We start from the raw sequence: 14,603 nt of genomic DNA on the forward strand, positions 1-14,603 counted from the left end.
GAAATATCATCACTAGACTGCTTCGATTAACTCATTCGGGAATAAAGCAGCTTGGCTTAAGCCCCTTCTTCCTCCACTAACATTTCTAACTTAATTACATTTACCCGTGAAATCCGCTTATGCTCCGTCTCCTGAATGACGAATACATATCCTCCATATTCAACGGATTGACCAACTTCAGGCGGAATCGTCTCCACTCTGGAGTACAACCAGCCACCAATCGTGTCATAGTCGCTCCGATCCATATCCAGTTCGAATCGCTCACTGACTTCTTCAATCAGCATCATGCCATCAATGGAGTATTCCATCTCATCCACTTTCTCAATGGCAGGACGCTCCTGATCGAACTCATCCTGAATCTCGCCCACGATCTCTTCCATAATATCCTCAAGCGTTACCATTCCGGAAGTTCCGCCGTACTCATCAATCAGAATCGCAATCTGTGTCTTGCTGCGCTGCATTCGCTTCAGCAGATCACTGATTGGCGTCGATTCCGGAACGGCAAGAATTGGCCGGATTACAGAAATAGTATCTGTGAGCTGGGACCGCATCAGGTCTTTGATGTGAATAAAGCCGATAATGTGGTCCTTGTCACCGTTATAGACGGGATAGCGGGTTCGCATGCTTTCACTGGCGATTTCCAGATTTTCCAGCATGGACTGATTGGCATTCAGACAGATCATTTCCGTCCGCGGAATCATAATTTCACGGGCGGTTGTTGCCGTAAAATCAAATATATTATCAACAAGCGCCAATTCAGTATTGTCAATTAAACCGCTCTTATTGCTTTCTTTCATGAGAATACGTATTTCATCTTCACTATGTGCCGAGTCATGCTCCGAAGCAGGTGCCATTCGAAACAATCTCAACAGGCTGTTCGCCATACCATTCAAAGCCCAGATAAAGGGATACATCAATTTGTAAAAGAACGTAAGCAGTACCGCAGACCATAACGTGACCGTCTCCGATTTGCGGATTGCCATCGTCTTGGGAGCAAGTTCCCCGAGTACAATATGCAAAATCGTAATAATAACAAATGCAATCACAATCGATATTCCGTGTACATATACTGGGCCGAGTCCAAACGCGGTAAACATGGGCTCAAGCAAGTGTGCAATGGCAGGCTCTCCGAGCCAGCCGAGTCCCAGTGAAGCCAGCGTTATGCCCAATTGGCACGCAGACAGATAGGCATCCAGGTTACGTACAATATTAGAAGCATAAATGGCTCTTTTGTTGCCTGCTTCCACCAAAGCCTCAATTCGGCTGCCGCGGACTTTTACCATCGCGAATTCTGCCGAGACAAAAAAACCGTTCATCAGTACAAGCAAAGCAATTAAAAATAAATTTAATATACTCGGTAAGGGGTCACTCAAATTGTCATCCTATTCGCCGTCATTCTTCGGCAAATAGGTCCACCTCCTTCGAAAATGTAGGATATTAGCCATTCTGCCGCTCATATGCAATTTCAACTTCCCAATGCTTCCACCTCCTTCTAGTTTGTGTCGAATAAAAGGATATGCTTCTTTTATTATATAACTCTAAACTACACAGTCAATCCGTGTCCTATGACAACGAAATGATGCTAACCAGCAAATTACTTTACAAAGGTAGCGAATACGCCGTCTTATTTACATTTGCTAACTAAGTATATTGAACAATCCCGAATGGATTATTGTTTATATCTTGTACACGGAAGGTGTCTAAATCAGATTCAAGGAAAATGTAAAACGTAAAAAGAGTATTCCCGTTGATATCCTAATTCAGGGAATACTCTTTGATGTTACTGCGAGTTAAGTAAGTAACGTTATGTGTTTATTTTAACAGGGAAACGGGACGCCGGATCCCATCGCCACTGTGGTTCTTCGCCTTGTCTGTTCCACAAACCGCCAATCCACATTTCGTCTCTTCGTAATTTTGCATAGTCTGCTTCTTCAGCGAGTACCTGGATGCCGAGCTCAGTCAGAGATAATACTGCATTGCGGAAATTTTCATCGTGCTGTGTAAAATCTGGGAACGTGTCTGCTCCGCTAATCTGTAGCAGAGCATGAGGCTCCTTGGTCATTCTTCTTAGATGTGCCCAATATTCTAAGTCTCCCATCCCCAATACATGCAACTGCTCACTCACACGCTTAAATAGTGGATATGGATGATCAACACCTCGACTCACAGCTTCCAGGGTCGCTTGTTCGATTGCACCCAGACCATTCATCTGTGAAGGCAGGCGGGTCAAGTGAGCCTCAAATGCAGCATGCGCAAATGGGAGAACCGTACTGTTTTGTTTTAAATAATCCATGTGATCCTGAATATCGGAAGAGGTGTACGCTTGCCAGAACTGACTTCCCGCCTGAATTTCCTCCGTCCCCATGACATGCCACGTACCAGACAAACGTCCGATCTGTCCGGGAGTTAGCTGGCCCAGTCCCCGAAAGTTCTCAATTTCCGGATAAGCATCAATACATAACAGGTTCAGCTTGGTGTCCCCAAGCGATTGACCATTAAAATAGTGCAGCAAATAAGATAACATCGCCTGATCATAGAGATCATATTCAAACCAGAGTACAATCTCCTTGTACTGATGAAACGCATGCAGCTTTCGCTCCAGCTCCGCGATTTGCAGATATTCCGTCTGGGGGATACCTAACTGCTGTTCCAGATAGGCAGCGCGCTTGCTTCGCTCCACCTCGTTCCCCATATCTTGGACGACAGGACCAAATGTATAAAGTTCCCGCCAGACCATAACCTCCCCTCCGATCCCGCTTTGCCGCAAACGATCTGCAGCATGGTCTCCATTGGTAATATGCAGCATGCCTTTGCCCCCTTCATAAAGTTCATTAAATACGGTTATAACGTCCGCAACGGGTAATGTACGCCTCAGCTTCGCCCGGGCATCAAACAACCGTTTCTTCAATGCCGGAACAGATACGCTAAGGAAATCGGAAATTTCCTTAAGTGAATATCCCTGAAAATAGAACATGTCCACTACATGCCGCATGGATAACGGCAGACTGGATATGGAATCGCGAAGAATCCGATACCTTTCCTTTTGCAAAACAAGCTGTTCGGGGTTATCTCCCTCTGTGCTCGAATCGATTTTGTACAGTAACTCCTGTACAGGGGAAGTGCTGTGCTGTTTGCGCCTTAACCAACGGTAACACTGTCTTTCAACGATCACTTTGAACCATCCTGGAAAAGCTTCGGCTGTCTCCAGCTTCGACAGATTAGCAAATGCTTCTGTGAACGCCTCCTGTACAATATCCTCAGCCCAGAAAGCATCCTCCAGTTTGTTATAGGCAACAGCGAGCGCCATTCCGCGGAACTGTTTCATTAACTGCCCATAAGCCTCAGGCTCGCCCCGGATGGCTCCCTCAATCCACTCGTTCAATGATGTAAACTCCTCTCTGTGAGCGTCTTGCTCAGCCTATATATGTATAAGTGCCATGATTGCGAGTAAAGGTTACTATACTCTCCATTATAACGAAAAAAACTGTCCCACTTGTGGATTTGATTCCACATGCAGGACAGCCTGGTTAAACAGTCTTTCTAGAGAACCCCCGTTTAATAACGAATTAGAATCTGCTTGGAGCTTGAGGATAGTTTCCGATAACGCCTGGATATTGGTACAACAATGGCTCATCAAACGTAGCATAATCGAAGTTAACCATTAACAGCATAATACGTCTTCCTGTCTTAGGATCGCTGATAATGATGTGATCACGACCTGCAGCTTCAATAATGCCTTGGAAAATGCGAGCATTCCATTCTTTGTTACCTTCATATGTCATGTAGAATGTACCAAATTTGCCGAGGTTCAGGCGCAGGATATTTTCGATGTATGATTGTTCAAACTGCGGCGCAGTTGTCGTTACAACGCCACCAGTTGGCGTCATTGGACTGCCGCTGGATACAAGCGGCGGTACGCTTGTGGAGCTTGGAGAAACCATGCTTGGTGAAACCATACTTGGAGATACCATGCCTGGTGTTGGGGACATCGAAGGCGCGCCATTACCGATTTTATAGGATGTTCCTTGAACTTGCGAGTTGGCTTGTTGACCCAGTGCCTGTGTTGTTGGTTGATATGGTTGATTAATCATTGTAATTCCTCCCATAATTTAATAAACTTCCGGACAATCTTCACCTGTTGGACTGAAGAAACAGTGCGCTTTGAAACGGCCCGTATTTTGCTGGTTATACCAGGTTGCAGGACAATCGCCTACAGGTCTGAAAAACCACAGGGCATTGCTGGCCGGCCAGATCCGTTCTCCATTGATTACACGTTGTGCCAAGCGAATCTCGGATTGTCTAGCCCGCTGATAGAAGTAGCCTTTTTGGGTTGATTCGAACCCACCGGGGTTTTGGAATACCATGCGGTTAATATCACGAATATCCCCAAAATCCAAACAGTCCACCAGCACCCGGTTCACACCCACATTACCTACGAGCAGCATGCCCTGTTCGCCGTCACCTTCAGCCTCTGCCCTCATCAGTCTTGCCAGCAGCTTGGCGTCTTCTGAGTTGGCTTTAATAACAGCCATATTCTGTTTCCTCCCTTGCTTCAGCTCTCTTCATCACCGTACATCGTATTGTGCAGGAGCCTATTCGGTGACACGAATCCAACTTTTTCCCACAAAAAAATCCCGGAACCTCACCCCATGTGAAGTCCCGAGACAAAACATTTCCTATATAACCAGCCTAATTAAGGCTTGGCATTAATCCAGTAATCGTACGCATGTACCATATTACCTTGATACGCTTCATATTCCTTCAGCAGTTCAGGCAGCTTCGCCAGCTGCAGTTCCATCTCGGCAGCTCCTCTTTCGTAAAATGAAATATGGGTGCCTTCGTGATTCTCTTTCATTTCTACCGAAATCAGCAGCGGCTTGCCCAAACGGTCGGCGATTTCCATCTCTTGTCTGACCACTGCCGCAATTCCATTGGACCCTTCAGCCGTGTTACGGAATGCCATGAGAGAGACATGATCCAAAGTGCGGATCATAAACTCACTAACAGACATGTCCTGTCCTGGCAAAGGGAACGTATCCAGCCAAACAGCCAGATCTGCACTGGTCTCCAAGCTGCTGTCTTTCTTCGTTTCTTCCTGGAAAAAGGCGATATTGGAAGCCCACTCTGTCAAAAGCGCATCCCGGTCGGAATTCCATTCCGGCAGTGTGTAGGGCTCGATATCCAGGTGAATGCCCTTGAATCGTTCTTCGGGTTCAACTTCGGCATTATAATTTTTCACATAATTGATCAGTCGCTCGATCCGTGGTCTGTTCTCGGATCTACCCCAGATCGGATGGCCGCCCATGGCATGAATCTCAATTCCTTGTGCCTGAGCTCGTTTTACAAAACTGCGGTAACTAGAATAGGGCTGGTCCAGATCAAGTCGGACATATAAAAAATTAATATTCTGTGCAGTAGCGAATTCAAGAATATGCTGACCGCCATCATCCGTTACCTGCGAGGCCTCCCAGATGTAAGTTCCGCGAATCTCAGGCTGTAAGGTTGGCTTCTCCGGCGCAGGCTGTTCTTCGGGTTCAAGCTGTCCCCAGTATACAATATCATGTACAGCAGAACCCCCATATGAAGTGTGATTACGTAAGGATTCCGCAACCTCTGCCATGACACTCTCAAGCTGTGCCGCTCCCTTTCCGGCAAAAGTCGTAAACTCTTCACCAGGCATTGGCTTCGTATTTACGCCAACGGTGACTGACGCACCACTGGCATCGGCCCAATTCATTTCCTGTTCAATAAGTTGAATAATGCCATTGTTCCCTTGTGCGTTATCGCGGTAAGCTAGTAAAGTAACATGATTAAACTGTTCCATAAACCAGCGTGATAACGGCGGGTTATCCGTATCATCTGTTGTTTTTGTACCAGCGATCGTATAAGAATCCAGCCAAAATGGCAGATCCACATTAATGTCGATTGCACCATTTGCCTCGACCTGTTCGAGCAACAATTTCATATTGGCTACCCATGACTGAACCAGAGGTTCTGAATCATCTCTCCATGCAGGCAGAACATAGGGTTTGATGTCCAAATGGATGGCATCAAATCGTTCTTCTGCAGCTACTCCCTGATTATAATCAGACACCCTTGCAGCCAATCGGAGCATTGGCGCCTCACGGTCATGGACAGCCCAGGACGGGTCCCCTCCTAGTGCTTCAACAGCAATACCCGCATCACTGGCTTTGGATATAAACGTGCGATATACGTCATCGGATACATTCATATCCACGTTCACATAGAGTCTGTTAATCTTATGTTTAGCTGCGTTAGCCAGCAGCTCGTCTCCTCCATCATCTTGGACAGACTTGGCCTGCCATACCCAGGCTGCCCGTATGTCGCCCGTGCCTGCCTCCACAGGCGAAGCAATTCCTGTCATTATGATCCCTCCAATCAGCAGTAATAGGCCAATGATCTTCCGGGATGAATTCCCGAACATATACTCCCTCCATTCCTGTTCTGTTGTAAAATCACATTCATTATAGCAACCGATTTCTGAATTTCAAATAAGCCCAAGTGCTTAACTTGGGCTTACGGATGCTAGAGCATTCAATTTGTACAACAGACCGAGGGAATCCCGGTTCTAGTCCTCATATATCATTTTTCGAGTCATGCCCCCATCAATCATCAGATTGGTCCCTGTGACAAAGGTATTGCTTGGATCCGACAAATATAAACATGCGCGGGAGATATCCGAAGGGACGCCTACGCGTCCTGCAGGATGCTGTTCATGATCTTCCGGCTTCAATTCGTCCACACTGCCCGTCTCAATCCATCCCGGACTGATACAATTGACCCGAATGCCGTCCTTGCCAAGTGAGACCGCCATCGCATGTGTCAGGGCCACAATGGCTCCTTTGGACGCTGCGTAGGCCTCTGTCTCCGGTTCAGACATAAACGCACGTGTCGATGCCATATTAATAATAGCGCCACCATGTTCATTTTGTTTCATATGCTTGGCCGCTTCACGGCTCGCGAGGAAGCAGCTTCTTACATTCGTATTAAGCACATCGTCCCATTCCTCCAAGGTCAGCTCGTAGGGTGACTTCCACCTGGCTACGCCTGCATTGTTCACGAGGATGTTGATTTGTTTAAATTCTTCCATGGTTGTACGAATCAAATTCGTAATATCCTGCTCCTTGCGAACATCACATTGTACGAAGATGGCTTCACCGCCTTCATTACGAATCGAAGCAGCAGCAGCGGCGCCTTCCGCCTCCTGATAATCGGCAAGTACAACTTTGGCGCCAGCAACCGCGTAAGCTTCGGCAACGCTGCGTCCGATCCCCTGAGCTGCTCCCGTTACAACAACGACTTGATCTGTAAATGACATGATTAACTCCTCCTCTATTAAGAGGCTTCTATCATCACATTCGAATATGTCGAATCAAGAAACCTTATTATTATAAAGACCCTCTCCTTATATAAAAACACGATACCACCTTTAAGAAACGCTTGTCCAAGAAAATTAACATTAAAAAAAGCTTACGCCACTATGGCGCAAGCCAGCCGGATTATCCGCGTACACGTTCTGAATACAGGCGGTTGTAACGCTCGAAGCCTATATACCGTGTTCCCTTGAAAGAAAGACGGCCTTCATCTCCTTCGGAGCACAATCCGTACTCTTCTCCGTTCACCTTGAATTCGAGCCGATCTCCGCTCTCTACTTCAAAGGTAATGTAATACAGCGTACGGGCTGAACTGCCTGGTTCAGCTTGCGACTGACTGATCTGCATTCTTCTGCCCGTTATCCGCGAAGGTACAGTAAGCAGAGGCTCTGCGTTGTTGCGCCCCCATCTCCATACTTCTTTCCCCACAGACAGTAGCACAATACCTATAATCAGAACAAATACGACTGGAAAGACGGTTCCGAAAAAATCAAACATCCAGGATGATTCAATGCCCATGTCTCTCCCCTCCGTTCTTACACCTAGGACAGCCAGAGTCTTGACCCGTCTCCTGTAAATATATATGCGCGAGTCATATGGAACTTGTTATCGGGAAGCAAATTGTAAGGAGCTACTTTGTATCCTTTCAAACTTGTGTATGATTATTGCTTACGTTAACATAGGAAATCTGCGTTAAAAAAATAATCATTTAAAGCGGGGTAGCAACATCAAAATGAAAAACAACAATAATTCTTATGTAGATGTATGTACGAAACCAATCCCGTGCTTAGAAAACGCTGATTACGAAGCATACATGTTTAATTTGAATGATCGCCGTATACATTCCCGCGTTGCAAAAACAACGCCCAAAAAGGTCGGATAATTTGTAACTTTTTATAAAAGAATCGGGGATAACCCAATCCAGCCCTATGACGACCAAGATCCCATCGATTTTTGGTTGTTAGCACGAGGAATGGTAACAACTTTGGACATTTCATAGTTCCCAAATCAATTCTTATTAAAAAGAAGATTTTATCTAATGACGGTGAGGGTGGTAAACGTGTGATGTGTATTTATCCGCCATGGGACATACCTACAAGTCCTCAAGCACAAAAAACTCAGTCCTGGCAGCTAACGTATTTCCTTCATATTCCTTTAGTCGAATCCATAGACATTAATCACGCAAGCTCGATTTACAATTTTATCCAATCCATCATAGGGCCTTGTACAATCTTCTGTGAAGATAATTGAATATATTATTCTATCTCAAAACCAGGAGGTAGAATAGATGGCCCGATTTCTTGATGGAAGAGTTTCGATAAATGCCCCTTTGTTAGGATCAATTTATACACCACTTCCCTTATTGAATGCACCTTTTCGTTTTGGACAGATAGGTCTTCAAACCCAAGGAGCCGGAGCTAATTTAAGAGTTCAGCTCGCAGGAACAGTGAGCGTTTTACTCCCACCTATTCCTGTTGGTATCACAATTAGAGTGGTCCGAGGAGCACTACCTTCAGATCCAGTCGTATATCTAGCCACTTATACACTACCTATGATCGCTCCATCTAATATAATTACGTTCTCAACCAATGATTTTAATCCACCGCAGTTAGATCAGTTGACATACACTGCATATATTTCTTCCAATATGGCAAACGTCGTTCGAAATGGTCCTGAAAATTTTGATGGATTTGTTGTTTCAGATTAAACTAACATTTCTCAACCAGTAATTATTCTGCTGAGACCCTCAAATTTTCAGATGTATCGAAGTACAAAACCAATATAAATAAGAAACGCCCCCGATCGGGGGCGCAATGTTGATATAACAGTATTTCTTTATCTAGGTGGATCTTTAAGCATACATCAGGTTCATGAAACCGCGGGTTGCTTCTGCTCCCTCCGCTTGTTCCGGTTCTTCTGGCTGAGTGTATTGTGCCATGCAGGCCTTCACTTCTTCTTCGGTTGTGCAACGGTTGGCATCATCGCAATTGTAGCATAAGTGAAGCATGTATCTCGTTAATTCATCCGCCTGCGTGAATTGAGTTTGTTCATTGGTTCTCATCTTCATCACTCCCATCTCTTCTTGAATTCAATATAACATCATTTAATCTAAGTTATTGTGATTTATTTCACAAAGTAGTTAAAAAGAAAAGAAACCCGACGGTTTCCCTTCTATATAACACCTATTTTTAACATACCTACAGCACTTTCCACTGTATACCACCATCCACAGTCTGCAGGAGCAAGGATCTCTTGGTATCCATATTCTCAACCAGAATCCAGCCGAGTTTCGAGGAAACCATCTGCAGCTTTACGATCTCCGGATAATCCTCAAGAATACCTTCGAGGACTTTACTGCCCGGAAGTGCCTTCCAGCTTTTTCCCGAATCCTTGGTCTGGTACGTCGTCCCTGACTGAACTACCCATCCTTCTGAAGCATTAAGGAAAGCGGGAGTCAGGTTACGATTGATTCCCTTCTGCTTATTCAGGCCGAAGGTCGATAACGTCCAACTCTTACCACCATCATCTGTGAAGTATCCGTTGAACTTGGTGTAATCCCCGCTGGAACAGGATAAAGGCATCCAGGCCCCCTTCGCTTCCCGACCAAAAAACTGAGGTGAACCAATGTTAAAATTGCCACACCCATTGAAGTCATTCCGGTCAAAAAATGTCGGTCCATTCTTCCAGTTCTCTCCGCCATCTGTAGTGACATACAGCTTCGGAGTTCCAAATTCAAGGGCCGTCAAGAAGCCGTGTTTCGGATCTGAAAAAGTCAGGCCCGTTGTATATCCACGTGTCGGAATCTCGGCCGAAGCCGGCTGATCGTCTTCATCGCTGGATGACATCTCCTTCCAGGTGATGCCTCCATCCTCGGTAACATACAGCTTTTTATCCTGCTTCCCGATTGCAGTATCCACCGTAGTCAGAATCCAGCCTTTCTCCGGGGATACAAAGGATATCGCAGTAACTTTGTCCGTCTTGGATAAGGAAGACAAGCTCCAGCTTATTCCCCCATTATTGGTGCGCAAGACCATCGTATCGGTTCCGCCCAACCCTTCACGCACGATCCATCCATGGGTACGATCCACAAAATAAATGCTTTGACCATACTGCGGGTTGGCCGGAAATTGCACATTCTCCGAAGGAGAAATATTCGTCCAGGTTACACCCTGATCCTGAGTGTAATATAAACGCAGTGCGTTCCTTGTAACACCCCATGCCAACCCACCGTTGTCATTAAGCAGCTGAAAGTCGGTCAGACGTGTCTGGATCTGGTATTCCGCCGTATCTGCAGTCGCTTGCGTACTGTTATCAGGAGGAACAACCGTTAAAGTCTGTCCGGTATTTCCGATCTCTTCCTGCTCTTGGGGCGGTTCTGCCACCGGGGTCTGACCTGAGTCGGTGCAGGCAGCCAGTAGGGCAGCTATTCCTATAGACAGCAATGCTGTCTGCGCGATTTTGGTCCATTGCAAACGCAAGTGGAGTTCACCTCTCTCATCCAATAGCAGGCGCGCATGCCTGTCCGATCGGTATACATTTTACGATTCATCAGAATCCACTTCTCCCATTCTACCACAAACCATGTCGAAAAGGCTCATCTTGGGTAATAGGGTATCAGAAGGTAACCGGTATCAAGTACTCGTTCCATAGTTGTATGCCCATGCCGTACTTTCGACTCATTCTTCCTTAAACAGACAACTAAAGTGAAATATTTTATAGACATCGCTTTCTTTTCAAACATTTATACCTTAATATGGATGGAAGTCTACCCCAAAAAGGAGAGGATATGAACATGTTAAACAGTGCATTGCTCAAACCAAGTCGCGTAGTCATTATTGGCATGGGCGCGGTGGGAACAACAACGGGATATACGCTGATGTTAAGACAGCGCTCATCCGAGTTGGTATTTGTGGATGTGAATCATGATAAGGCTACAGGCGAAATGCTGGATATGAACCATGGGCTTCCATTTACCGGAGGCGTCAAAGTATGGGCTGGCGATTACTCGGACTGCAAAGACGCAGACATCATTATCATTACGGCCGGAGCCTCCCAGAAGCCTGGAGAAACCCGCATTGATCTGCTGAAGAAAAATGCAAGCATATTCAAAGATATCATTGAACGTATTACAGAAGTGAACTCACATGGTATTTTGCTTATAGCCACCAATCCTGTAGACATATTATCTTATACATCCTGGAAACAGAGTGGCTGGCCTGCTTCACGGGTGATTGGCTCCGGTACTTTGCTGGACAGTGCCCGGTTCCGTTACCTGATTGGTAAGAACAAAGGCATTGATCCCCGCAGCATTCATGCACACATCATTGGGGAACATGGCGATTCCGAAGTACCTGTGTGGAGTCTAGCCAACGTGGCCGGAACAGATCTGGAACTCGACGAGGAAACACAGCAGGATATCTTTGATCGCACCAAAAATGCGGCTTATGAGATTATTAATGCCAAAGGAGCCACTTCCTATGCAATCGCACTTGCTTTGGATCGTATTGTAGCAGCCATTTTGGGCAATGAAGGATCAGTCCTGAACGTTTCCACATTGCTGGAAGACTACAACGGCGTCTCCGATGTGTATCTCGGAGTTCCATGCGTGGTGGATCGCAACGGCGTACGTGAAATATTGCCGCTTCCTTTGAATGAGACAGAGAAAGTCGCTTTCCAGGCATCAGCCAACAAATTAAAGGAACAGATTGCAGGATTGGAATAATGTCAATAATTCTAATATAACCAAAGGACCATCTGGATCACGTTTCCTGCTGATTCGGATGGTTCTTTCGTATGATTATATAATCGGTGGACATGTGATATACTTTATCATTATTTCAGTTTACATAATATTTATTTCGTAAACATAAATCATATATTTGACTTTAACCCTCCTCGAGCGAATACTGCATATTGCAATAAATTGAATTTCGTTAATGTTATATCGCTCGAAAACGAAAAAACCTGCCCTCTCGGACAGGTCTGAATCGATACACATTACTTTTCGCTTGCAAACTCCGGAAGCCTGACGTCCAGCAGAGCCATTGCCTCTTCCTTCTCACGGCTAGTGACGTGCGTATAAACGGTTGTGGTTTGAATCGATGCGTGACCAAGCAACTCCTGAACCGTACGCAGATCGGCGCCACGCCGCAGCATCATCGTTGCGAAAGAGTGTCGCAGCTTATGGCTGGAATAGTGCAGACGTTGATGAGTCGGAGACTCCTGTTGGAAACGTTCGAAGGTTTCCGTAGATATGAGCTGAATACTGCGAATGGATAATCGCTTCCCCTTTTGCGAAACAAACAATGCTTCTTCCTTCGCCCGCCATGGAGACAAACGCTCTTCTACAGCCAAGGTTAACAGCTCCGCAACCATCTCCGGAACAGGGAGTGTACGCCATTTACGGCCTTTACCGAAGACGTCCAGCGTACGGCGCTCCACATTATAGTCTTTACAGTTAAGCGCGTGGACTTCACCCACCCGTAATCCCATATATCCCATTAACAGAAAGATCGCAAGATTACGTGTACGGTACTTTCCTTCTACGGATTGCAAAAATCGCTCCAGACCGCTCTCATCCAGAAAGACGGGGGCCCGATTTTTCTCGGTTTTGGATTTTTTGATTCCTGATGCCGGATTATTCGTTAACACTTCCAATTCAATGAGCGACTTGAAGAAACAATTTACCGCTGCATGTTTGCGGTTTCTCGTCGCATCGCTAACTCCACGTTCGCGGGCACGTGACAGAAATGACAAAACATGCAGCTTCTTCACCTGTTCCAACGACTTCCCTTGAATAGAAGAGAGAAATTCAGCGACGTCACCCGTGTATGATTTGACAGTGTGTCCCGTGTAACCGGCGTCCTTCATCCATATGTGAAAAGCTTCAAGTTCATCAGCGTATTGTTCCTGAATTTCTTCACTCATCATCGGTATTCGTCACCACGATTCATTCTAGTGTATAAGTAAGGCAGGCCAATTCTGCTCACTAATGTTCTTGAAATAAACTACGTTTCATTTAATCAACAATGACGACATCGATTAGTGGGCTGATCTCCTTCGGACAACCTTCGCTGCGCGCAAGCACAAATGATGGAAGCGGATTTTCATACAAACCGTTAACAGATTCACAGATCTGTACATACAGGTCCATATGTAAAGTTTCCCCTTCCCCTGATACATCGATCACGGGCCAGTCCTTCGTGGTGCATGCCGGCCAATTGGCCAGTTCATGAGCAGGTATGATGCTTAACTGCTGTACAGCCGGTGCAATCCGGTAAACGCCTCTGAACTCAGGCTCCTCACCAAGCTTGTCCACAGCAAGTGTGGAAGCTGCTTGCTTGTCGGGTGCGGAGTAGAGTGAGTAACACCATGGAGACACCCCCCACGCAATAGCCATAAGTCCTTCCTCTAATAAAGTGTCCGAGAGGTCACCCTCTCCGAATTGTTCAATTAAATTATGATTACCAGAACCAATAAGCTCTCCCACTCGTTTCGACATGCGCGGCAGATCCGCCAATATAAATCCGCCACTGCCATACCCGTCAAATACATGATGATCTCTGCTCCATGCGGATGAAACGGCAGATTGATCTTGATTTGCTTCTGACGGAAACAAATTCATTAAAACCGTAATAACCTGCGCGTATTTCACCATCGCCTCTTGTTCAGGTTCCAGAGGACCTTCGGCAATCCGGGGCGTCTTCAGGTGCAATGAAATCCGAAGCTCGTAATCACCTTCTGCAAAATCGGCCCATCCCCACTGTATAGCCTGCTGGATCCCTTCTACGGAGTCTAGAGAAATCGTGCTTTCAGGTTTCAAAGAAACAGGATATTGGACCGAACCAAGTTCCTGACCATATATGATCGCAGCGTCATCCCGGTGAATAGGTGCATCAAGCTGCTGTGCAATAACGGATACTTTACGTCCATCTTTCAACTTGCGATCCGGATCAATTTCCAGCTGAAAGGCGATCTTCTCCTCAGGATGTGAGATATTCACTTTCGCCTCTGCAAGTACGATAGAGTCTGCTAGTGCAAATCCGAAATTCGGATTCAGGTGAAGCTGATTGGTATGTATTGATGTGGTCATGATACATCCCCTCTCCTATGTCTGATGGCATGTCACATTCCTCAATATATGTCATATTTGAACTGGCCGCAACCCCGAGCTGGATATGGTCGAGTATGGACATGTACTTTAATAGA

At 45.9% G+C, this 14,603-nt stretch carries 15 protein-coding genes; 4 read left to right on the top strand and 11 right to left on the bottom strand.

All coding sequences use genetic code 11. The features are described 5' to 3' along the window. Positions 1-56: 56 nt before the first annotated feature. From MH144_RS04325 to MH144_RS04355, 7 genes are all read right to left on the bottom strand, one after another. Positions 57-1,373: a hemolysin family protein gene (locus MH144_RS04325; protein ID WP_153978508.1), complete on the bottom strand. Its 1,317-nt coding sequence runs from the start codon at positions 1,371-1,373 to the stop codon at positions 57-59. Positions 1,374-1,804: 431 nt separating this feature from the next. Next, positions 1,805-3,382 carry a sigma-70 family RNA polymerase sigma factor gene (locus MH144_RS04330; protein WP_239297826.1) on the bottom strand — a complete coding sequence of 526 codons (1,578 nt, stop codon included), beginning with the start codon at positions 3,380-3,382 and terminating at the stop codon, positions 1,805-1,807. Positions 3,383-3,566: 184 nt separating this feature from the next. Further along, positions 3,567-4,091, bottom strand: coding sequence for a spore coat protein GerQ (gene gerQ, locus MH144_RS04335; RefSeq protein WP_183520124.1), 525 nt, complete (start codon positions 4,089-4,091; stop codon positions 3,567-3,569). A gap of 18 nt (positions 4,092-4,109) precedes the next feature. Continuing rightward, the gene (locus MH144_RS04340) at positions 4,110-4,532 is read right to left on the bottom strand and encodes a cell wall hydrolase (RefSeq protein ID WP_239297827.1); all 423 of its coding nucleotides are present in this window, start codon (positions 4,530-4,532) and stop codon (positions 4,110-4,112) included. Between the two features lie 161 nt (positions 4,533-4,693). Further along, positions 4,694-6,385, bottom strand: coding sequence for a hypothetical protein (locus tag MH144_RS04345; RefSeq protein ID WP_239297828.1), 1,692 nt, complete (start codon positions 6,383-6,385; stop codon positions 4,694-4,696). A 204-nt stretch (positions 6,386-6,589) separates the two neighbouring features. Continuing rightward, positions 6,590-7,339: an SDR family NAD(P)-dependent oxidoreductase gene (locus tag MH144_RS04350; RefSeq protein ID WP_239297829.1), complete on the bottom strand. Its 750-nt coding sequence runs from the start codon at positions 7,337-7,339 to the stop codon at positions 6,590-6,592. A gap of 181 nt (positions 7,340-7,520) precedes the next feature. Continuing rightward, entirely contained in the window at positions 7,521-7,913 is a 393-nt protein-coding gene (locus tag MH144_RS04355; RefSeq protein ID WP_095287123.1) for a DUF2500 domain-containing protein, read from the bottom strand. 214 nt (positions 7,914-8,127) lie between these two features. Between MH144_RS04355 and MH144_RS31080 the strand changes: the two genes are divergently transcribed. From MH144_RS31080 to MH144_RS04360, 3 genes are all read left to right on the top strand, one after another. After that, positions 8,128-8,277, top strand: a complete 150-nt coding sequence (locus MH144_RS31080) for a MepB family protein (RefSeq protein ID WP_481857315.1) — start codon at positions 8,128-8,130, stop codon at positions 8,275-8,277. Positions 8,278-8,348: 71 nt separating this feature from the next. After that, a complete protein-coding gene (locus MH144_RS31085) occupies positions 8,349-8,645 on the top strand; it encodes a MepB family protein (RefSeq protein ID WP_481857316.1) in 297 nt (98 codons plus the stop codon). 37 nt (positions 8,646-8,682) lie between these two features. Continuing rightward, complete coding sequence (locus MH144_RS04360) at positions 8,683-9,102, top strand: hypothetical protein (RefSeq protein WP_239297830.1); 420 nt, start codon at positions 8,683-8,685, stop codon at positions 9,100-9,102. 144 nt (positions 9,103-9,246) lie between these two features. Here the strand turns inward: MH144_RS04360 and MH144_RS04365 are convergent, their stop codons facing one another. Together MH144_RS04365 and MH144_RS04370 are read right to left on the bottom strand one after the other, a co-directional pair. Further along, positions 9,247-9,456 carry a hypothetical protein gene (locus MH144_RS04365; RefSeq protein ID WP_239297831.1) on the bottom strand — a complete coding sequence of 70 codons (210 nt, stop codon included), beginning with the start codon at positions 9,454-9,456 and terminating at the stop codon, positions 9,247-9,249. A gap of 136 nt (positions 9,457-9,592) precedes the next feature. Continuing rightward, positions 9,593-10,873 carry a WD40/YVTN/BNR-like repeat-containing protein gene (locus tag MH144_RS04370; protein ID WP_239297832.1) on the bottom strand — a complete coding sequence of 427 codons (1,281 nt, stop codon included), beginning with the start codon at positions 10,871-10,873 and terminating at the stop codon, positions 9,593-9,595. Positions 10,874-11,187: 314 nt separating this feature from the next. Here MH144_RS04370 and MH144_RS04375 point away from each other — a divergent pair, with 314 nt between their 5' ends. Then, positions 11,188-12,117 (top strand): L-lactate dehydrogenase, encoded by a 930-nt coding sequence (locus tag MH144_RS04375; protein WP_239297833.1) that lies wholly within the window; start codon positions 11,188-11,190, stop codon positions 12,115-12,117. Positions 12,118-12,392: 275 nt separating this feature from the next. On the opposite strand, the gene MH144_RS04380 is transcribed toward MH144_RS04375, so the two are convergent. After that, entirely contained in the window at positions 12,393-13,325 is a 933-nt protein-coding gene (locus MH144_RS04380; RefSeq protein WP_239297834.1) for a tyrosine-type recombinase/integrase, read from the bottom strand. An 88-nt stretch (positions 13,326-13,413) separates the two neighbouring features. Continuing rightward, positions 13,414-14,487: a hypothetical protein gene (locus MH144_RS04385; protein WP_239297835.1), complete on the bottom strand. Its 1,074-nt coding sequence runs from the start codon at positions 14,485-14,487 to the stop codon at positions 13,414-13,416. Positions 14,488-14,603 lie beyond the last annotated feature (116 nt).

Origin of the sequence: Paenibacillus sp. ACRRY, assembly GCF_022346995.1 — a bacterium.
In the GTDB taxonomy this organism is placed as follows: Bacteria; Bacillota; Bacilli; order Paenibacillales; family Paenibacillaceae; genus Paenibacillus.